Raw genomic sequence first — 20276 nt, forward strand, 5'->3', positions numbered from 1 at the left:
GGTTCTGGTCAAGCCAGGTTCGGTCAAGCCGCACACCAAGTTCACCGCAGAAGTCTACGTTCTGTCGAAGGAAGAAGGCGGTCGTCACACTCCGTTCTTCAAAGGCTACCGTCCTCAGTTCTACTTCCGTACCACTGACGTGACCGGTAACTGCGAACTGCCGGAAGGCGTTGAAATGGTAATGCCAGGTGACAACATTCAGATGACTGTCACCCTGATCAAGACCATCGCAATGGAAGACGGTCTGCGCTTCGCCATCCGTGAAGGCGGTCGTACCGTCGGCGCCGGCGTCGTAGCGAAGATTATTGAATAAGTAGTTGATTTATCTAAATCAGGCCGGCATAATGGCCGGCCTGATACAGCGTTACAGGTCAGTAGCTCAATTGGCAGAGCGACGGTCTCCAAAACCGTAGGTTGGGGGTTCGATTCCCTCCTGACCTGCCATTCACCTCGGTGTGATTGGCTTTCTTCTTACAGGATCCTCCCCGATGACTCCCAAAACTGAAGCCCAAGAATCGCGTTTTGATCTGTTCAAGTGGCTGGCTGTAGTTGCATTGGTTGTCGTAGGTGTCGTGGGTAATCAGTATTACTCCGCTGCTCCTATCCTGTATCGCGTTCTCGCGCTGCTCGCCCTGGCAGCTGTCGCAGGCTTTGTTGCTCTGCAGACTGCGAAGGGTAAGTCGTTCTTTACGCTGGCGAAGGAAGCTCGTACCGAGATCCGTAAAGTCGTGTGGCCAACCCGCCAGGAGACTACCCAGACTACGTTGATCGTGGTGGCTGTGGTCCTCGTGATGGCACTGCTGTTGTGGGGTCTGGATTCCCTGCTCGGCTGGTTGGTTTCCTTGATTGTTGGCTAAGGGTGTCTCGTGGCTAAGCGTTGGTATGTTGTGCATGCTTACTCGGGTTACGAGAAGCATGTCATGCGCTCCCTCATCGAGCGCGTAAAGCTGGCAGGCATGGAAGACGGGTTTGGCGAGATTCTCGTTCCGACCGAAGAAGTCGTCGAAATGCGCAACGGCCAGAAGCGCAAGAGTGAGCGTAAATTCTTCCCGGGCTATGTCCTGGTGCAGATGGAAATGAACGAAGGGACTTGGCACTTGGTCAAGGATACCCCTCGCGTCATGGGTTTCATTGGTGGTACCGCGGACAAGCCCGCGCCGATCACCGATAAAGAGGCAGAAGCTATTCTGCGTCGCGTTGCCGACGGCAGTGACAAGCCGAAGCCGAAGACGCTGTTCGAGCCGGGTGAAGTGGTTCGCGTCATTGACGGTCCATTCGCCGACTTCAACGGTAGCGTCGAAGAGGTTAACTACGAGAAGAGTCGTCTGCAGGTCGCAGTGCTCATTTTCGGTCGCTCTACTCCGGTAGAGCTTGAGTTCAGTCAGGTCGAAAAGGTCTAACTGAGCGACGCATCCCATACCCCGCAGCCCTATGTGCTGCGGGGTTTTGTCGTCACTGGGATAAAACGCAAGTCATCCGGGGAGCCACCAGGCGTTCGAACCCGATTTTGGAGTAGCTCATGGCTAAGAAGATTCAGGCTTACATCAAGCTGCAAGTAAAGGCCGGCCAGGCCAACCCAAGCCCACCCGTTGGTCCAGCACTGGGTCAACACGGTGTGAACATCATGGAATTCTGCAAGGCCTTCAACGCCCGTACTCAGGGTCAAGAAGCCGGCCTGCCGACTCCTGTGATCATCACTGTTTACAGTGACCGTAGCTTCACCTTCGAAACCAAGAGCACCCCTGCCTCGGTTCTGCTGAAGAAAGCTGCTGGCCTGACCAGTGGTTCGGCCCGTCCGAACACCGTCAAGGTCGGTACCGTCACCCGCGCTCAGCTGGAAGATATCGCCAAGGCAAAACAGGCTGATCTGACCGCCGCTGACCTGGATGCAGCTGTACGCACCATCGCTGGCTCTGCCCGCAGCATGGGCCTGAACGTGGAGGGTGTGTAATGGCTAAGCTGACCAAGCGTCAAAAGGCAATCGCCGAGAAAATCGAAGCAGGCAAGGCCTACAACTTCGAAGAGGCCGCTACCCTGCTGGCTTCGCTGCCGGCTGCCAAATTCGTCGAGTCGTACGACATCGCCGTAAATCTCGGTGTTGACCCGCGTAAATCCGACCAGGTCGTTCGTAGCGCTACTGTGCTGCCGCACGGCACTGGCAAGACCGTACGCGTTGCTGTCTTCACCCAGGGTCCAGCTGCCGAGGCCGCTCTGGCTGCCGGCGCTGACCGCGTAGGTATGGACGATCTGGCTGCCGAAATGAAAGGCGGCGACCTGAACTATGACGTCGTCATCGCATCCCCGGATGCCATGCGCGTTGTCGGTCAGCTGGGTCAGGTTCTGGGTCCTCGTGGCCTGATGCCTAACCCGAAAGTCGGTACCGTGACCCCAGACGTAGCCACTGCCGTGAAAAACGCCAAGGCTGGTCAGGTTCGCTACCGTACCGACAAGAACGGTATCATCCACACCTCCGTTGGCAAGATCGGCTTCGAAGCCGACAAGCTGAAGGAAAACGTTGAAGCCCTGATCGCTGATCTGAAGCGTATCAAGCCGGCTTCCTCGAAAGGTATCTACGTCAAGCGCGTTACCCTGAGCACCACCATGGGCCCAGGTCTGATCATCGATCAGAGCTCGCTGAACGTGTAATGCAAAGTCGGCGCGGTCTCTCGAGCGCGCCGATTGCAACAAGATTGGGGTCCCTGCCTGGCGGGGGCTATCCAAGACCGTAGGCGACGCAAGTCTTAAAACACAAGCCTACGCAGATGGTGCTCCCGATTCGCTCGCGAATCAGACACCAAAACGACATCCGGCCTCGGCCAGATGAAACGGTAGAAACCAGGAGTAAACCCGTGGCAATTAAACTCGAAGACAAGAAGGCCATCGTCGCTGAAGTCAACGAGGCTGCCAAAGTCGCTCTGTCCGCTGTCGTGGCCGATGCCCGTGGTGTGACTGTAGGCGCAATGACCGGACTCCGTAAAGAGGCTCGTGAAGCTGGCGTATACGTGCGTGTCGTACGTAACACCCTGCTCAAGCGCGCTGTTGCTGACACTGAATTCAGTGTCCTCAACGACGCCTTCACCGGCCCTACCCTGATTGCGTTCTCCAACGAACACCCGGGCGCTGCTGCCCGTCTGTTCAAGGAATTCGCCAAGGGTCAGGACAAGTTCGAGATCAAGGCAGCTGCGTTCGACGGCAAGTTCCTTGCCGCTAACCAGATCGACGTGCTGGCAACCCTGCCAACTCGCGACGAGGCTATCGCACAGCTGATGAGCGTAATCCAAGGTGCAACCAGCAAGCTGGCTCGTACCCTGGCAGCTCTGCGCGACCAGAAAGAAGCCGCTGCTGCCTAAGGCGGCGTAGCTTCTCTCGAAATCAAACGTTTAATTTGATGGCCGTGTAAGGCTGTCCCCCAATACAGGAATTCATAGTCATGTCTCTGACTAACGAGCAAATCATCGAAGCAATCGGCCAGAAAACCGTTCTGGAAATTGTTGAACTGATCAAAGCAATGGAAGAAACCTTCGGCGTTACCGCTGCTGCCGCTGTTGCCGCTGGCCCAGCTGCTGCCGCCGCCGTTGTTGAAGAGCAGACCGAGTTCAACGTTGTCCTGGTTGAAGCCGGCGACAAGAAAGTGAACGTCATCAAAGCCGTTCGCGAACTGACCGGTCTGGGCCTGAAAGAAGCCAAAGAGAAAGTCGATGGCGCTCCTCAGGTTGTAGCTGAAGGCGTTTCGAAAGAAGCCGCTGAAGACGCTAAGAAGAAGCTGGAAGAAGCTGGCGCTAAAGTCGAGCTGAAGTAATTTCGACTTTGCGACTGCAGCCTGAGCGTCAAGCGTAGGGCTGATGGCTGGTGGCCTGTGCCACCGGCCTTTTTCCGTTATTGGTGGCCGATCATGTCGGCCCCGATAATGAGCTGCAAGACACCCATGTGGGTGGCGCAAACCAAGGGGTTTGCACGATTTTCTGGCTGCTCCCGCCGGGAGAAGCCAAACAAGCAGGTGACCAAGCTGGGGAACGCTGATGGCTTACTCATACACTGAGAAAAAACGTATCCGCAAGGACTTTAGCAAGTTGCCGGACGTCATGGATGTGCCGTATCTCCTGGCCATCCAGCTGGATTCGTATCGCGAATTCCTGCAGGCGGGAGCATCCAAGGATCAGTTCCGCGACGTCGGTCTGCATGCGGCCTTCAAATCGGTATTCCCGATCATCAGCTACTCCGGCAATGCTGCCCTGGAGTACGTAGGCTATCGCCTGGGCGAGCCTGCCTTCGATGTGAAGGAATGTGTCCTGCGTGGCGTGACCTTCGCGGTCCCACTGCGGGTCAAGGTGCGCCTGATCATCTTCGACAAGGAATCGTCGAACAAAGCGATCAAGGACATCAAAGAGCAAGAAGTCTACATGGGTGAAATTCCCCTGATGACTGAGAACGGTACCTTCGTTATCAACGGTACCGAGCGTGTGATCGTTTCCCAGCTGCACCGTTCGCCTGGTGTGTTCTTCGACCACGACCGTGGCAAGACTCACAGCTCCGGCAAGCTGCTGTACTCCGCTCGCATCATTCCTTACCGCGGCTCCTGGCTCGACTTCGAGTTCGATCCGAAGGACTGCGTGTTCGTCCGTATCGACCGTCGCCGCAAGCTGCCGGCCTCCGTACTGCTGCGCGCCCTGGGCTACAGCACCGAAGAGATCCTGGACACCTTCTATACCACCAACGTGTTCCACGTTTCCGGTGAGAAGCTGAGCCTGGAGCTGGTTGCCCAGCGCCTGCGCGGTGAAGTTGCGGTAATGGATATCACCGACGACACCGGCAAGGTCATCGTCGAGCAAGGCCGCCGTATCACTGCGCGCCACATCAACCAGATCGAGAAAGCTGGCGTCAAGCAGCTGGACGTTCCGCTCGAGTACATGATTGGCCGTACCACTGCCAAGGCCATCGTGCACCCGGCAACCGGTGAAATCCTGGCCGAGTGCAACACCGAGCTGACCACCGATCTGCTGGTCAAGATCGCCAAGGCCCAGGTCGTCCGCATCGAGACCCTGTACACCAACGACATCGATTGCGGTCCGTTCATCGCCGACACGCTGAAGATCGATACCACCAGCAACCAGCTGGAAGCGTTGGTCGAAATCTATCGCATGATGCGTCCAGGCGAGCCACCAACCAAGGACGCCGCCGAGACCCTGTTCAACAACCTGTTCTTCAGCGCCGAGCGTTACGACCTGTCCGCCGTAGGCCGCATGAAGTTCAACCGTCGTATCGGTCGCACCGAGATCGAAGGTTCGGGCGTGCTGAGCAAGGAAGACATCGTCGATGTACTGAAGACCCTGGTCGACATCCGTAACGGCAAGGGCATCGTCGACGACATCGACCACCTGGGTAACCGTCGCGTGCGTTGTGTCGGCGAGATGGCCGAGAACCAGTTCCGCGTTGGCCTGGTGCGCGTCGAGCGTGCGGTCAAAGAGCGTCTGTCGATGGCCGAAAGCGAAGGCCTGATGCCGCAGGACCTGATCAACGCCAAGCCGGTTGCGGCGGCGGTGAAAGAGTTCTTCGGTTCCAGCCAGCTCTCGCAGTTCATGGACCAGAACAACCCGCTCTCCGAGATCACCCACAAGCGTCGTGTCTCCGCACTCGGCCCTGGCGGTCTGACTCGTGAGCGCGCCGGCTTCGAAGTCCGTGACGTACACCCGACCCACTACGGCCGCGTGTGCCCGATCGAAACGCCGGAAGGTCCGAACATCGGTCTGATCAACTCCCTGGCGGCCTACGCCCGCACCAACCAGTACGGCTTCCTGGAAAGCCCGTACCGTGTGGTGAAAGAGGGTGTGGTCACCGACGACATCGTGTTCCTGTCGGCGATCGAAGAAGCTGATCACGTCATCGCCCAGGCTTCGGCTGCGATGAACGAGCAGAAGCACCTGATCGACGAGCTGGTAGCGGTCCGTCACCTGAACGAATTCACCGTCAAGGCGCCGGAAGACGTCACCCTGATGGACGTTTCGCCGAAGCAGGTTGTTTCCGTTGCTGCCTCGCTGATTCCGTTCCTCGAGCACGACGACGCCAACCGTGCGTTGATGGGTTCGAACATGCAGCGTCAGGCTGTACCGACCCTGCGTGCGGACAAGCCGCTGGTAGGTACCGGCATGGAGCGCAACGTCGCCCGTGACTCCGGCGTCTGCGTCGTGGCTCGCCGTGGTGGTGTGATCGACTCGGTCGACGCCAGCCGTATCGTCGTGCGTGTAGCTGACGACGAAGTCGAGACCGGTGAAGCAGGTGTGGATATCTACAACCTGACCAAGTACACCCGTTCGAACCAGAACACCTGCATCAACCAGCGCCCGCTGGTGAGCAAGGGTGATGTGGTTGCGCGTGGCGACATCATGGCTGACGGTCCGTCCACCGATATGGGTGAACTGGCACTGGGCCAGAACATGCGCATCGCGTTCATGGCGTGGAACGGCTTCAACTTCGAAGACTCCATCTGCCTGTCCGAGCGTGTGGTTCAGGAAGACCGCTTCACCACGATCCACATCCAGGAACTGACCTGTGTGGCTCGTGACACCAAGCTTGGCCCAGAGGAAATCACCGCGGACATCCCGAACGTGGGTGAGGCTGCGCTGAACAAGCTGGACGAAGCCGGTATCGTCTACGTAGGTGCCGAAGTCGGCGCCGGTGACATCCTGGTCGGCAAGGTCACTCCGAAAGGCGAGACCCAGCTGACGCCGGAAGAGAAACTGCTGCGTGCGATCTTCGGTGAGAAGGCCAGCGACGTCAAAGACACTTCCCTGCGCGTGCCGACCGGCACCAAGGGCACCGTCATCGACGTACAGGTCTTCACCCGTGATGGCGTCGAGCGCGACAGCCGCGCCCTGGCCATCGAGAAGATGCAGCTGGACGAGATCCGCAAGGACCTCAACGAAGAGTTCCGCATCGTCGAAGGCGCAACCTTCGAGCGTCTGCGTTCGGCTCTGAACGGCCAGGTGGTCGACGGTGGTGCGGGCCTGAAGAAAGGCACCGTGATCACTGACGACGTACTGAACGGTCTGGAGCACGGCCAGTGGTTCAAACTGCGCATGGCCGAAGATGCACTGAACGAGCAGCTGGAAAAGGCTCAGCAGTACATCGTCGATCGTCGCCGTCTGCTGGACGACAAGTTCGAAGACAAGAAGCGCAAGCTGCAGCAGGGCGATGACCTGGCTCCAGGCGTACTGAAGATCGTCAAGGTCTACCTGGCAATCCGCCGTCGCATCCAGCCGGGTGACAAGATGGCCGGTCGTCACGGTAACAAGGGTGTCGTCTCGGTGATCATGCCGGTAGAAGACATGCCGCACGACGCCAACGGTACTCCGGTCGACGTCGTACTGAACCCGCTGGGCGTACCTTCGCGTATGAACGTCGGTCAGATTCTCGAAACCCACCTGGGCCTGGCGGCCAAAGGTCTGGGCGAGAAGATCGACCGCATGATCGAAGAACAGCGCAAGGCAGCCGAGCTGCGTACCTTCCTGACCGAGATCTATAACGAGATCGGTGGTCGTCAGGAAAACCTCGACGAGTTCTCCGACGCAGAGATCTTCGCCCTGGCCAACAACCTCAAGAAAGGTGTGCCGATGGCGACGCCTGTCTTCGACGGTGCCAAGGAGCGTGAGATCAAGGCCATGCTGAAGCTGGCCGACCTGCCAGAGAGCGGCCAGATGGTGCTGTTCGACGGCCGTACCGGCAACAAGTTCGAGCGTCCTGTGACCGTTGGTTACATGTACATGCTCAAGCTGAACCACTTGGTGGACGACAAGATGCACGCGCGTTCCACTGGTTCCTACAGCCTGGTTACCCAGCAGCCGTTGGGTGGTAAGGCGCAGTTCGGTGGTCAGCGTTTCGGGGAGATGGAAGTGTGGGCGCTGGAAGCATACGGCGCGGCATACACCCTGCAAGAAATGCTCACAGTGAAGTCGGACGATGTGAACGGCCGTACCAAGATGTACAAGAACATCGTGGATGGCGATCACCGTATGGAGCCGGGCATGCCCGAGTCCTTCAACGTGTTGATCAAAGAGATCCGTTCGCTCGGTATCGATATCGATCTGGAAACCGAATAACACGTGACGCGAAGGGGAGCGGGGCTGGTATAGCCCGCTTCCTGCTCCGCCAGGAGGAAAGGCCTTGAAAGACCTACTGAATTTGCTGAAAAACCAGGGTCAAGTCGAAGAGTTCGACGCCATCCGCATCGGTCTGGCGTCGCCTGAAATGATCCGTTCGTGGTCGTTCGGTGAAGTTAAGAAGCCGGAAACCATCAACTACCGTACGTTCAAACCTGAGCGTGACGGCCTGTTCTGCGCCAAGATCTTTGGCCCAGTCAAGGATTACGAGTGCCTGTGCGGCAAGTACAAGCGCCTCAAGCACCGCGGTGTGATCTGCGAGAAGTGCGGCGTTGAAGTTGCCCTGGCCAAGGTTCGTCGTGAGCGCATGGCGCACATCGAACTGGCCTCGCCGGTCGCCCACATCTGGTTCCTGAAGTCGCTGCCGTCCCGTATCGGCCTGCTGATGGACATGACCCTGCGTGACATCGAGCGTGTGCTCTACTTCGAGAGCTACGTGGTGATCGATCCAGGCATGACCACCCTCGAGAAGGGTCAGTTGCTGAACGACGAGCAGTACTTCGAAGCGCTGGAAGAGTTCGGTGACGACTTCGACGCCCGCATGGGTGCCGAGGCTGTCCGCGAGCTGCTGCACGCGATCGACCTGGAGCACGAGATTGGCCGTCTGCGTGAAGAGATTCCGCAAACCAACTCGGAAACCAAGATCAAGAAGCTGTCCAAGCGCCTGAAGCTGATGGAAGCTTTCCAGGGCTCGGGCAACCTGCCTGAGTGGATGGTCCTGACCGTCCTGCCAGTGCTGCCGCCGGATCTGCGTCCGCTGGTTCCGCTGGACGGTGGCCGCTTCGCGACCTCCGACCTGAACGATCTGTATCGTCGGGTGATCAACCGCAACAACCGTCTGAAGCGCCTGCTCGATCTGTCGGCGCCGGACATCATCGTGCGCAACGAAAAGCGCATGCTGCAGGAAGCAGTCGATGCCCTGCTCGACAACGGCCGTCGCGGTCGCGCCATCACTGGCTCGAACAAGCGTCCGCTGAAGTCGCTGGCCGACATGATCAAAGGTAAGCAAGGTCGCTTCCGTCAGAACTTGCTCGGTAAGCGCGTGGACTACTCCGGTCGTTCGGTAATTACCGTAGGCCCGACCCTGCGTCTGCATCAGTGCGGTCTGCCGAAGAAGATGGCCCTCGAACTGTTCAAGCCGTTCATTTTCGGCAAGCTGGAAATGCGTGGTCTGGCGACCACCATCAAGGCGGCCAAGAAGATGGTCGAGCGCGAGTTGCCAGAGGTCTGGGACGTTCTCGCCGAAGTCATCCGCGAACACCCCGTCCTGCTGAACCGTGCACCGACGCTGCACCGTCTGGGTATCCAGGCGTTCGAGCCGGTGCTGATCGAAGGCAAGGCGATCCAGCTGCACCCGCTGGTCTGTGCCGCGTACAACGCCGACTTCGACGGTGACCAGATGGCCGTTCACGTGCCGCTGACCCTGGAAGCCCAGCTCGAAGCGCGCGCGCTGATGATGTCGACCAACAACATCCTGTCGCCAGCCAACGGTGAGCCGATCATCGTTCCTTCGCAGGACGTCGTACTGGGTCTGTACTACATGACCCGCGAAGCCATCAACGCCAAGGGCGAAGGTCGCGTGTTCGCCGACCTGCAGGAAGTCGACCGCGTATTCCGCGCCGGCGAGGCTGCCCTGCACGCGAAAATCAAGGTCCGTATCAACGAGACCGTGAAAGACCGTGATGGCAGCGTCACCAAGAACACCCGTATCGTCGACACCACCGTTGGTCGTGCGCTGCTGTTCCAGGTCGTTCCGGCAGGTCTGCCGTACGACGTGGTCAACCAGCCCATGAAGAAGAAGGCGATCTCCAAGCTGATCAACCAGTGCTACCGCGTGGTGGGTCTGAAAGAGACCGTGATCTTCGCTGACCAGCTGATGTACACCGGTTTCGCTTACTCGACCATTTCCGGCGTCTCGATCGGTGTTAACGACTTCGTTATCCCGGACGAAAAAGCCCGCATCATCGGTACTGCCACCGATGAAGTGAAGGAAATCGAGAGTCAGTACGCCTCCGGCCTGGTTACTCAGGGCGAGAAGTACAACAAGGTCATCGACTTGTGGTCGAAGGCGAACGACGAAGTGTCCAAGGCGATGATGGCCAACCTCTCGAAAGAGAAGGTCATCGACCGTGAGGGCAAGGAAGTCGAGCAAGAGTCCTTCAACTCGATGTACATGATGGCTGACTCGGGTGCGCGGGGTTCCGCTGCACAGATTCGTCAGCTGGCGGGTATGCGTGGTCTGATGGCCAAGCCGGACGGCTCGATCATCGAGACGCCGATCACTGCGAACTTCCGTGAAGGTCTGAGCGTACTGCAGTACTTCATCTCGACCCACGGTGCTCGTAAAGGTCTGGCGGATACCGCACTGAAGACTGCGAACTCCGGTTACCTGACTCGCCGTCTGGTAGACGTGGCGCAGGATCTGGTCGTGACCGAGATCGACTGCGGCACCGACCAGGGCCTGTTGATGACGCCGCACATCGAAGGTGGCGACGTTGTAGAGCCGCTGGGTGAGCGTGTTCTGGGTCGTGTCATCGCCCGCGACGTGTTCAAGCCTGGTACCGAGGACGTCATCGTTCCTGCTGGCACCCTGGTCGACGAGAAGTGGGTCGAGTTCATCGAGCTGAACAGCATCGACGAAGTGATCGTGCGTTCGCCGATCAGCTGCGAAACCCGCTACGGCATCTGCGCCAAGTGCTACGGTCGTGACCTGGCTCGTGGTCACCAGGTGAACATCGGTGAAGCTGTCGGCGTCATCGCTGCACAGTCGATCGGTGAGCCGGGTACCCAGCTGACCATGCGTACCTTCCACATCGGTGGTGCTGCGAGCCGTACCTCGGCTGCCGACAGCGTCCAGGTGAAGAACGGCGGTATGGTACGTCTGCACAACCTGAAGCAGGTCGAGCGTGCCGATGGCAACCTGGTCGCGGTATCGCGTTCCGGCGAGCTGGCCATTGCCGACGAATTCGGTCGTGAGCGTGAGCGCTACAAGCTGCCTTACGGTGCCGTGATTTCGGTCAAGGAAGGTGAGAAGGTCGAAGCTGGCGCCATCGTCGCCAAGTGGGACCCGCACACCCACCCGATCGTTACCGAGCTGAAAGGTACCGTGACCTTCGTGGGCATGGAAGAAAACATCACGATCAAGCGCCAGACCGACGAACTGACCGGCCTGACCAACATTGAAGTCCTGGACGTCAAGGATCGCCCTGCTGCTGGCAAGGAAATCCGTCCGGCCATCAAGATGGTCGACGCCAACGGCAAGGATCTGTACCTGCCTGGTACCGACGTACCGGCTCAGTACTTCCTGCCAGCCAACGCCCTCGTCGGTGTGGCTGACGGTGCCCAGATCGGCGTCGGTGACGTTATCGCGCGTATCCCGCAAGAAACGTCGAAGACCCGTGACATCACCGGTGGTCTGCCGCGCGTTGCCGACCTGTTCGAAGCGCGTCGTCCGAAGGAAGCGTCGATCCTGGCTGAAGTCAGCGGTACCATCGCGTTCGGTAAAGAGACCAAGGGCAAGCGTCGCCTGGTCATCACGCCGACCGACGGCAGCGATCCGTACGAAGAGCTGATTCCGAAGTGGCGCCACCTGAACGTCTTCGAAGGCGAACAGGTAAACCGCGGCGAAGTCATCTCCGACGGTCCAAGTGATCCGCACGACATCCTGCGTCTGCTGGGTGTCAGCGCGCTGGCGAAATACATCGTCAACGAGATCCAGGACGTTTACCGTCTGCAGGGCGTGAAGATCAACGACAAGCACATCGAGACCATCCTGCGCCAGATGCTGCGCAAGGTCGAGATCAGCGAGTCGGGCGATTCCAGCTTCATCAAGGGCGACCAGATGGAGCTGACCCAGGTACTGGTAGAGAACGAGCGTCTGGCTGGCGAAGACAAGTTCATCTCCAAGTTCACCCGTGTCCTGCTGGGTATCACCAAGGCGTCGTTGTCGACCGAGTCGTTCATCTCCGCGGCTTCCTTCCAGGAAACCACCCGCGTACTGACCGAAGCGGCGGTAACCGGCAAGCGCGACTACCTGCGCGGCCTGAAAGAGAACGTGGTCGTGGGTCGTCTGATCCCGGCCGGTACCGGTCTGGCCTACCACAGCGAGCGCAAGCGTCGCCGTGATGCCGACAAGCCGCTGCGTGTGAGCGCTAGTGAGGTGGAAGCCGCACTGACCGAAGCGCTGAACTCCAGCGGTAACTAAGAAGAGGCGGGGCCCCGGCCCCTTCCTCCCGAGTCTCGGTGACATGATTTGTTGCCGATGATCGGGCAGGAAGGGTCGGGGCCTTGTCTTGACTGGGTGCAAGATCCTCTTTAGACTTTTGTACCCTTAAATTTGGTGAGGCTCCGTCTCGCCAATTTTTGGCTTTCTTGCAAGACAATAGAGTCGCAAGACAATCAGTGGAGCTAGTAGATGGCAACTATCAACCAGCTGGTACGTCAGCCGCGCAAGCGTTCGGTCGAGAAGTCCGACGTTCCTGCGCTGCAGAACTGCCCGCAGCGTCGTGGCGTGTGCACCCGTGTGTACACCACCACGCCGAAGAAACCTAACTCGGCACTGCGTAAAGTATGCCGTGTGCGTCTGACCAACGGTTTCGAGGTTTCCTCGTACATCGGCGGTGAAGGCCACAACCTGCAAGAGCACAGCGTCGTCCTGATCCGTGGCGGTCGTGTAAAAGACTTGCCAGGTGTTCGTTACCACACCGTTCGCGGCTCTCTGGATACTTCGGGCGTCAAAGGCCGTAACCAGGGTCGTTCGAAGTACGGTACCAAGCGTCCGAAGTAATCGGTCGTTTGCAGACATCCATTTATTTGAGTCGATAAGAGTAAGGTCGGGCAGGGGTCGAAGACCCGCGTCCCGGGCTAACCTGAAGACCGTTTGAGGGCTTATCATGCCAAGACGTCGTGTAGCAGCAAAACGTGAGATCCTTGACGATCCGAAATACGGATCTCAGATCCTCGCCAAGTTCATGAACCACGTGATGGAAAGCGGCAAGAAGGCCGTAGCCGAGCGCATCGTTTACGGTGCCCTGGATACCGTCAAAGCACGCAAGAACAGCGACCCCCTGGAAATCTTCGAGAAAGCTCTCGACGCCATCGCTCCGCTGGTCGAAGTAAAGTCCCGTCGTGTCGGCGGTGCCACTTACCAGGTTCCGGTTGAAGTTCGTCCATCCCGTCGTAACGCTCTGGCAATGCGCTGGCTCGTAGACTACGCCCGCAAGCGCGGCGAGAAGTCGATGGCCCTGCGCCTGGCCGGCGAACTGCTGGATGCTGCCGAAGGCAAGGGTGCTGCAGTCAAGAAGCGTGAAGACGTGCACCGTATGGCCGAAGCCAACAAAGCGTTCTCGCACTACCGCTTCTAATTCAAGCATCAATCATTTTGCGAGGGCTTTATGGCTCGTACTACAGCAATTAACCGCTACCGTAACATTGGTATCTGTGCCCACGTTGACGCGGGCAAGACCACCACTACCGAGCGGATCCTGTTCTACACAGGTCTGAGCCACAAGATGGGCGAGGTGCATGATGGCGCCGCGACCACCGACTGGATGGTGCAGGAGCAGGAGCGCGGTATCACCATTACCTCCGCTGCCGTTACCACCTTCTGGAAAGGCTCCCGTGGTCAGTACGACAACTACCGCGTAAACGTCATCGATACCCCCGGCCACGTTGACTTCACCATTGAAGTAGAGCGTTCGCTGCGTGTACTCGACGGCGCGGTCGTCGTGTTCTGCGGTACTTCCGGCGTTGAGCCTCAGTCCGAAACCGTATGGCGTCAGGCCAACAAGTACGGCGTTCCACGTGTTGTCTACGTGAACAAGATGGACCGTGCCGGTGCCAACTTCCTGCGCGTTGTCGGCCAGATCAAGAACCGCCTGGGTCACACCCCGGTTCCGGTCCAGCTGGCCATCGGTGCTGAAGATGACTTCCAGGGTCAGGTTGACCTGATCAAGATGAAGGCCATCTACTGGAACGATGACGACAAAGGCACCACCTATCGCGAGGAAGAGATTCCTGCCGAGCTGGTGGACCTGGCCAACGAATGGCGCAGCAACATGGTCGAGGCTGCTGCCGAGGCCAACGAAGAGCTGATGAACAAGTACCTCGAAGAAGGTGACCTGTCCGTCGAAGACATCAAGGCTGGTCTGCGCGCCCGTACCCTGGCGAGCGAGATCGTTCCTGCTGTCTGCGGTTCCTCGTTCAAGAACAAGGGCGTTCCCCTGGTTCTCGACGCCGTCATTGACTTCCTGCCTGCGCCAACCGAGATCCCTGCGATCAAGGGTATCCACCCTGATCTGATCGACGTGCCGAAGGATGAAGTCACTCCAGAGCAGTACGACGAGCGTCCTGCTGACGACAACGAGCCGTTCTCGGCCCTGGCGTTCAAGATTGCCACCGACCCGTTCGTGGGTACTCTGACCTTCGTCCGCGTCTACTCGGGCTTCCTGACCTCCGGTGACTCCGTCATCAACTCGGTCAAAGGCAAGAAAGAGCGCGTTGGTCGTATGGTGCAGATGCACGCCAACCAGCGTGAAGAGATCAAAGAAGTACGCGCTGGCGACATCGCTGCTCTGATCGGCATGAAGGACGTCACCACCGGTGACACCCTGTGCAACGCCGACAAGCCGATCATCCTCGAGCGTATGGACTTCCCTGAGCCGGTAATTTCGCTCTCCGTAGAGCCGAAAACCAAGGCTGACCAGGAGAAGATGGGTATCGCTCTGGGCAAGCTGGCCCAGGAAGACCCGTCGTTCCGCGTCAAGACCGACGAAGAAACCGGCCAGACCATCATCTCCGGTATGGGTGAGCTGCACCTGGACATCCTCGTTGACCGCATGAAGCGCGAGTTCAACGTCGAGTGCAACGTCGGCAAGCCGCAGGTTTCGTACCGCGAGAAGATCACCAAGTCCAACGTCGAGATCGAAGGCAAGTTCGTTCGTCAGTCGGGTGGTCGTGGTCAGTTCGGTCACTGCTGGATCCGTTTCTCGGAGCCGGACGTGGACGAGAAAGGCAACATCACCGAAGGTCTGGTGTTCACCAACGAAGTCGTTGGTGGTGTGATTCCTAAGGAATTCATCGCCCCGATCCAGAAGGGTATCGAAGAGCAGATGAAAAACGGCGTTGTTGCCGGCTATCCGCTGCTCGGCCTGAAGGCTACGGTATTCGACGGTTCGTACCACGACGTCGACTCCAACGAAATGGCGTTCAAAATCGCCGCTTCGATGGCGACCAAGCAGCTGGCCCAGAAGGGCGGTGGCGTGGTGCTTGAGCCGATCATGAAGGTCGAAGTTGTAACCCCGGAAGACTACCTGGGTGACGTGATGGGTGACCTGAGCCGTCGTCGCGGGATGATCCAGGGTAATGAAGACTCGGTGTCCGGCAAGGTAATCACTGCTGAGGTACCGCTCGGAGAGATGTTCGGTTACGCGACCGACGTTCGTTCCATGTCTCAGGGTCGCGCAAGCTACTCCATGGAATTCTCCAAATACGCCGAAGCTCCGTCGAACATCGTCGAAGCACTCGTTAAAAAACAAGGCTAATCCCCTTTAGGCAAGAGGTTCACTGTCGTGGCTAAAGAAAAATTTGATCGTTCCCTTCCCCACGTTAACGTCGGCACTATCGGCCACGTTGACCACGGTAAGACCACTCTGACCGCAGCTCTGACTCGCGTCTGCTCCGAAGTTTTCGGTTCGGCAGTCGTTGAGTTCGACAAGATCGACTCGGCTCCGGAAGAAAAAGCGCGCGGTATCACCATCAACACCGCTCACGTCGAGTACAACTCGAACATTCGTCACTACGCTCACGTTGACTGCCCAGGTCACGCTGACTACGTGAAGAACATGATCACTGGTGCTGCCCAGATGGACGGCGCGATCCTGGTTTGCTCGGCTGCCGATGGTCCGATGCCACAAACCCGTGAGCACATCCTGCTGTCCCGTCAGGTAGGCGTTCCGTACATCGTGGTCTTCCTGAACAAGGCTGACCTGGTAGACGACGCTGAGCTGCTGGAACTGGTCGAGATGGAAGTTCGCGACCTGCTGTCCACCTATGACTTCCCAGGCGACGACACCCCGATCATCATCGGTTCGGCTCGTATGGCGCTGGAAGGCAAAGACGACAACGAAATGGGCACTACCGCTGTCAAGAAGCTGGTAGAAACTCTGGATGCCTACATCCCTGAGCCAGTTCGTGCCGTCGACCAGCCGTTCCTGATGCCGATCGAAGACGTATTCTCGATCTCGGGTCGTGGTACCGTTGTTACCGGCCGTATCGAGCGTGGCATCGTTCGCGTTCAGGATCCGCTGGAAATCGTTGGTCTGCGTGACACCACCACCACCACCTGCACCGGTGTTGAGATGTTCCGCAAGCTGCTGGACGAAGGTCGTGCTGGCGAGAACTGCGGCGTTCTGCTGCGTGGTACCAAGCGTGACGACGTTGAGCGTGGTCAGGTTCTGGTCAAGCCAGGTTCGGTCAAGCCGCACACCAAGTTCACCGCAGAAGTCTACGTTCTGTCGAAGGAAGAAGGTGGTCGTCACACTCCGTTCTTCAAAGGCTACCGTCCTCAGTTCTACTTCCGTACCACTGACGTGACCGGTAACTGCGAACTGCCGGAAGGCGTTGAAATGGTAATGCCAGGTGACAACATTCAGATGACTGTCACCCTGATCAAGACCATCGCAATGGAAGACGGTCTGCGCTTCGCCATCCGTGAAGGCGGTCGTACCGTCGGCGCCGGCGTCGTAGCCAAAATCATCGAGTAATCACTCGACCGATTGAAAAAACCCCCGCTTAGCGGGGGTTTTTTTTATTGGGTTGACACTAAATAGGGGCGTCTATAGAATCACGCCTCCTTTTAGCGGGCGTAGTGCGTCCGTTGGGAACAGCCTGGAGTCTGAAATCCAATGCAAAATCAGCAAATCCGTATCAGGTTGAAGGCTTTCGACCATCGCCTGATCGACCAATCCACCCAGGAAATCGTGGAAACCGCGAAACGTACTGGTGCACAAGTGCGTGGTCCAATTCCACTGCCTACCCGCAAAGAGCGTTTCACCGTTCTGGTCTCCCCGCACGTCAACAAAGACGCGCGTGACCAGTACGAGATTCGCACTCATAAGCGCGTTCTGGACATCGTCCAGCCAACGGATAAAACCGTTGATGCGCTGATGAAGCTTGATCTCGCGGCAGGTGTGGAAGTGCAGATCAGCCTCGGCTAAGACTTCGGTCTGAGTCGTGTAACGCTCTGAAATGGGCGGCCATAGCGGGTGAAAGCCCCGTACACTCATGAGGTTTACAACATGACTATTGGTGTAGTCGGTCGCAAGTGCGGTATGACCCGCATTTTCACCGAAGAAGGTGTCTCCATTCCGGTCACGGTCATCGAGATCGAGCCGAATCGTGTCACCCAGTTCAAAACTGAAGAAACCGATGGCTACCGTGCAGTGCAAGTCACTGTCGGCGAGCGTCGTGCTTCGCGCGTGACTGCCGCTCAGGCAGGTCACTTCGCCAAGGCTAACGTTGCCGCTGGTCGCGGTGTCTGGGAGTTCCGTCTTGAAGAAGGCGATTTCCAGGCTGGCGATCTGATCAAAGCTGAACTCTTCACTGCAGGCCAGCTGGTAGACGTAACCGGTCAGTCCAAAGGTAAAGGCTTCGCCGGTACCATCAAGCGTTGGAACTTCCGTGGTCAGGACAACACCCACGGTAACTCCGTATCGCACCGTGTCCCTGGCTCCATCGGCCAGTGCCAGACTCCTGGTCGTGTATTCAAGGGCAAGAAGATGTCCGGTCACATGGGCGCTGAGCGCGTGACTGTACAGTCCCTGGAAGTAGTACGCGTAGACGCTGAACGCAACCTGCTGCTGATCAAGGGTGCCGTTCCAGGCGCTACTGGCGGCGACGTGGTTGTGCGTCCGGCTGTCAAGGCTCGCGGTTAAGGGGAAACTGACATGCAACTCAATGTAAATGACGCTCAGGCGATCGAAGTTTCCGAACTGACTTTCGGTGGCGAATTCAACGAGACGCTGGTACACCAAGCAGTCGTGGCCTACATGGCCGGCGGCCGTCAGGGCACCAAGCAGCAGAAGACCCGCTCTGACGTAGCCGGTGGCGGTAAGCGCCCATGGCGTCAGAAGGGTACTGGCCGTGCTCGTGCCGGTACCACTCGTGGTCCGATCTGGCGTGGCGGTGGTGTCACCTTCGCAGCTCGCCCTCAGGATCACTCGCAGAAGCTCAACAAGAAGATGTACCGCGCAGCACTGCGCTCCATCCTCTCCGAGCTGGTGCGTAGCGATCGTCTGGTCGTGGTTCAGGACTTCGCTGTCGAAGCGCCGAAAACCAAAGACCTGCTGAACAAGCTGAACGGCATGGGCCTGAACGACGTACTGATCGTTTCGGACGCAGTTGATCAGAATCTGTACCTGGCTGCTCGTAACCTGCCGCACGTCGACGTACGTGACGTCCAGGGTTCCGACCCGGTCAGCCTGATCGCCTACGAGAAAGTGTTGATCACTGTCTCCGCCGTGAAGAAATTCGAGGAGCTGCTGGGATGAACCAGGAACGCGTATTCAAAGTCCTCCTTGGCCCGCACGTTTCCGAGAAGGCTACCGTTCTGGCTGAGAAAAAAGGCCAGTTCGTATTCAAGGTTGCTACCGATGCAACCAAGCTGGAAATCAAGAAAGCTGTCGAAGGCCTGTTCAACGTAAAAGTTGAAAACGTGTCGACTGTCAACGTCCTGGGTAAAACCAAGCGTACCGCACGTGGTCTGGGCAAGCGTAATGACTGGAAGAAGGCGATCGTCTCCCTTCAGCCAGGCCAAGATCTCGATTTCAGCAGCAGTGCTGAGTAAGGAAGGGGTGCATCATGGCAATCGTTAAATGCAAACCGACTTCCCCTGGCCGCCGTTTCGTGGTCAAGGTGGTCAACAAGGAGCTGCACAAAGGCGCTCCTCACGCACCGCTGCTCGAGAAGAAATCGAAGTCTGGTGGTCGTAACAACAATGGCCGCATTACCACTCGTCACGTTGGTGGTGGTCACAAGCAGCATTACCGTCTGGTCGACTTCCGTCGCAACGACAAAGATGGCATTCCAGCCACTGTCGAGCGCGTGGAATACGATCCAAACCGTACTGCTCACATCGCCCTGCTGTGCTACGCAGACGGCGAGCGTCGCTACATCATCGCCCCTAAAGGCGTGAGCGCTGGCGACCAGCTGATCGCAGGTGCCCTGGCCCCAATCAAGGCCGGTAACTCCCTGCAACTGCGCAACATCCCGGTAGGTAGCACCATTCACGGCATCGAACTGAAGCCGGGTAAAGGTGCACAGATCGCTCGTTCCGCTGGTGCTTCGGCTCAGCTGATCGCTCGTGAAGGTGCCTACGTGACTCTGCGTCTGCGCTCCGGTGAGATGCGCAAAGTACTGGCTGAATGCCGTGCGACCCTGGGTGAAGTCTCGAACTCCGAGCACAGCCTGCGTTCGCTGGGTAAAGCTGGTGCCAAACGCTGGCGCGGCGTTCGCCCAACCGTTCGTGGTGTTGCCATGAACCCGGTTGACCACCCACATGGTGGTGGTGAAGGTCGTACCTCCGGTGGTCGTCATCCGGTATCGCCATGGGGCTTCCCAACCAAGGGTGCGAAAACCCGTGGTAATAAGCGTACCGACAACATGATCGTCCGTCGTCGCAAGTAACTAGAGGGATACGACAGTGCCACGTTCTCTGAAAAAAGGTCCTTTTATCGATCTTCACCTGCTGAAGAAGATCGAAGTGGCGGTGGAGAAGAACGATCGCAAGCCAGTGAAAACCTGGTCGCGCCGTTCGATGATCCTGCCACAAATGGTCGGTCTGACCATCGCGGTACACAACGGTCGCCAACACGTCCCAGTTCTCGTGAACGAAGACATGGTCGGCCACAAACTGGGCGAGTTCGCCGGTACCCGCACCTATCGCGGGCACGTGGCTGACAAGAAAGCCAAGCGTTAAGGGGTAAGGAAATGGAAGTAGCCGCTAAGTTGTCGGGCGCTCGAATCTCCGCCCAGAAAGCCCGCTTGGTCGCCGACCAGATCCGCGGGAAGAAGGTGGGCGAAGCGCTCAACCTGTTGGCCTTCAGCAGCAAAAAAGCCGCTGAAATC

20 protein-coding genes and 1 tRNA gene are annotated in these 20276 nt (G+C 58.1%); all 21 read left to right on the forward strand.

What is annotated here, in order from left to right:
• A partial coding sequence (locus VA602_RS11205; protein WP_456154089.1) for an EF-Tu C-terminal domain-related protein occupies positions 1-313 on the forward strand: 313 nt, incomplete at its 5' end.
• A gap of 55 nt (positions 314-368) precedes the next feature.
• A tRNA-Trp gene (locus VA602_RS11210) sits at positions 369-444 on the forward strand.
• Between the two features lie 44 nt (positions 445-488).
• Entirely contained in the window at positions 489-857 is a 369-nt protein-coding gene (gene secE / locus VA602_RS11215) for a preprotein translocase subunit SecE (protein WP_063542475.1), read from the forward strand.
• A 9-nt stretch (positions 858-866) separates the two neighbouring features.
• On the forward strand, positions 867-1400 hold the full coding sequence (gene nusG / locus VA602_RS11220) for a transcription termination/antitermination protein NusG (protein WP_003255501.1): 534 nt from the start codon (positions 867-869) through the stop codon (positions 1398-1400).
• Between the two features lie 119 nt (positions 1401-1519).
• The gene (gene rplK / locus VA602_RS11225) at positions 1520-1951 is read left to right on the forward strand and encodes a 50S ribosomal protein L11 (RefSeq protein WP_003255500.1); all 432 of its coding nucleotides are present in this window, start codon (positions 1520-1522) and stop codon (positions 1949-1951) included.
• Entirely contained in the window at positions 1951-2646 is a 696-nt protein-coding gene (rplA, locus tag VA602_RS11230; protein WP_054893557.1) for a 50S ribosomal protein L1, read from the forward strand. The genes rplK and rplA overlap by 1 nt, the downstream gene beginning before the upstream one ends.
• Positions 2647-2849: 203 nt before the next feature.
• Entirely contained in the window at positions 2850-3350 is a 501-nt protein-coding gene (gene rplJ / locus VA602_RS11235; protein ID WP_029614620.1) for a 50S ribosomal protein L10, read from the forward strand.
• Between the two features lie 80 nt (positions 3351-3430).
• Positions 3431-3799 carry a 50S ribosomal protein L7/L12 gene (gene rplL, locus VA602_RS11240; protein WP_054893558.1) on the forward strand — a complete coding sequence of 123 codons (369 nt, stop codon included), beginning with the start codon at positions 3431-3433 and terminating at the stop codon, positions 3797-3799.
• A gap of 220 nt (positions 3800-4019) precedes the next feature.
• Positions 4020-8093, forward strand: coding sequence for a DNA-directed RNA polymerase subunit beta (gene rpoB, locus VA602_RS11245; protein ID WP_151926555.1), 4074 nt, complete (start codon positions 4020-4022; stop codon positions 8091-8093).
• Positions 8094-8157: 64 nt separating this feature from the next.
• Positions 8158-12357: a DNA-directed RNA polymerase subunit beta' gene (gene rpoC / locus VA602_RS11250; protein ID WP_054893560.1), complete on the forward strand. Its 4200-nt coding sequence runs from the start codon at positions 8158-8160 to the stop codon at positions 12355-12357.
• A 210-nt stretch (positions 12358-12567) separates the two neighbouring features.
• The gene (rpsL, locus tag VA602_RS11255) at positions 12568-12939 is read left to right on the forward strand and encodes a 30S ribosomal protein S12 (protein ID WP_003255492.1); all 372 of its coding nucleotides are present in this window, start codon (positions 12568-12570) and stop codon (positions 12937-12939) included.
• Positions 12940-13045: 106 nt separating this feature from the next.
• The gene (gene rpsG / locus VA602_RS11260) at positions 13046-13516 is read left to right on the forward strand and encodes a 30S ribosomal protein S7 (protein ID WP_003246741.1); all 471 of its coding nucleotides are present in this window, start codon (positions 13046-13048) and stop codon (positions 13514-13516) included.
• 30 nt (positions 13517-13546) lie between these two features.
• Complete coding sequence (gene fusA / locus VA602_RS11265) at positions 13547-15694, forward strand: elongation factor G (RefSeq protein ID WP_054893561.1); 2148 nt, start codon at positions 13547-13549, stop codon at positions 15692-15694.
• Between the two features lie 27 nt (positions 15695-15721).
• A complete protein-coding gene (tuf, locus tag VA602_RS11270; RefSeq protein WP_013970626.1) occupies positions 15722-16915 on the forward strand; it encodes an elongation factor Tu in 1194 nt (397 codons plus the stop codon).
• A 141-nt stretch (positions 16916-17056) separates the two neighbouring features.
• Positions 17057-17368, forward strand: coding sequence for a 30S ribosomal protein S10 (gene rpsJ / locus VA602_RS11275; RefSeq protein WP_003186070.1), 312 nt, complete (start codon positions 17057-17059; stop codon positions 17366-17368).
• An 81-nt stretch (positions 17369-17449) separates the two neighbouring features.
• Positions 17450-18085, forward strand: a complete 636-nt coding sequence (rplC, locus tag VA602_RS11280; RefSeq protein ID WP_054893562.1) for a 50S ribosomal protein L3 — start codon at positions 17450-17452, stop codon at positions 18083-18085.
• A gap of 12 nt (positions 18086-18097) precedes the next feature.
• Positions 18098-18700, forward strand: coding sequence for a 50S ribosomal protein L4 (gene rplD, locus VA602_RS11285; protein WP_009397517.1), 603 nt, complete (start codon positions 18098-18100; stop codon positions 18698-18700).
• Complete coding sequence (gene rplW / locus VA602_RS11290; RefSeq protein ID WP_003255484.1) at positions 18697-18996, forward strand: 50S ribosomal protein L23; 300 nt, start codon at positions 18697-18699, stop codon at positions 18994-18996. Before rplD ends, rplW begins: the two co-directional genes overlap by 4 nt.
• Before the next feature lie 14 nt (positions 18997-19010).
• Positions 19011-19835 (forward strand): 50S ribosomal protein L2, encoded by an 825-nt coding sequence (rplB, locus tag VA602_RS11295; RefSeq protein WP_029614573.1) that lies wholly within the window; start codon positions 19011-19013, stop codon positions 19833-19835.
• 16 nt (positions 19836-19851) lie between these two features.
• Positions 19852-20127, forward strand: a complete 276-nt coding sequence (gene rpsS / locus VA602_RS11300) for a 30S ribosomal protein S19 (protein WP_010486981.1) — start codon at positions 19852-19854, stop codon at positions 20125-20127.
• 11 nt (positions 20128-20138) lie between these two features.
• A partial coding sequence (locus VA602_RS11305; RefSeq protein WP_323453240.1) for a large ribosomal subunit protein uL22 occupies positions 20139-20276 on the forward strand: 138 nt, incomplete at its 3' end.

Source organism: Pseudomonas machongensis (assembly GCF_034961125.1).
Taxonomy (GTDB): domain Bacteria; phylum Pseudomonadota; class Gammaproteobacteria; order Pseudomonadales; family Pseudomonadaceae; genus Aquipseudomonas; species Aquipseudomonas machongensis.

Bases quoted from the DNA above. Each gene is read 5' to 3' on its own strand.
- rplB (WP_029614573.1), top strand. From the start codon at position 19,011: ATGGCAATCGTTAAATGCAAACCGACTTCCCCTGGCCGCCGTTTCGTG.
- secE (WP_063542475.1), top strand. From the start codon at position 489: ATGACTCCCAAAACTGAAGCCCAAGAATCGCGTTTTGATCTGTTCAAG.
- rpsL (WP_003255492.1), top strand. From the start codon at position 12,568: ATGGCAACTATCAACCAGCTGGTACGTCAGCCGCGCAAGCGTTCGGTC.
- rplK (WP_003255500.1), top strand. From the start codon at position 1,520: ATGGCTAAGAAGATTCAGGCTTACATCAAGCTGCAAGTAAAGGCCGGC.
- rpsG (WP_003246741.1), top strand. From the start codon at position 13,046: ATGCCAAGACGTCGTGTAGCAGCAAAACGTGAGATCCTTGACGATCCG.
- rplD (WP_009397517.1), top strand. From the start codon at position 18,098: ATGCAACTCAATGTAAATGACGCTCAGGCGATCGAAGTTTCCGAACTG.
- rplC (WP_054893562.1), top strand. From the start codon at position 17,450: ATGACTATTGGTGTAGTCGGTCGCAAGTGCGGTATGACCCGCATTTTC.
- rpsJ (WP_003186070.1), top strand. From the start codon at position 17,057: ATGCAAAATCAGCAAATCCGTATCAGGTTGAAGGCTTTCGACCATCGC.
- rplW (WP_003255484.1), top strand. From the start codon at position 18,697: ATGAACCAGGAACGCGTATTCAAAGTCCTCCTTGGCCCGCACGTTTCC.
- rplL (WP_054893558.1), top strand. From the start codon at position 3,431: ATGTCTCTGACTAACGAGCAAATCATCGAAGCAATCGGCCAGAAAACC.
- fusA (WP_054893561.1), top strand. From the start codon at position 13,547: ATGGCTCGTACTACAGCAATTAACCGCTACCGTAACATTGGTATCTGT.
- rplA (WP_054893557.1), top strand. From the start codon at position 1,951: ATGGCTAAGCTGACCAAGCGTCAAAAGGCAATCGCCGAGAAAATCGAA.
- rpoB (WP_151926555.1), top strand. From the start codon at position 4,020: ATGGCTTACTCATACACTGAGAAAAAACGTATCCGCAAGGACTTTAGC.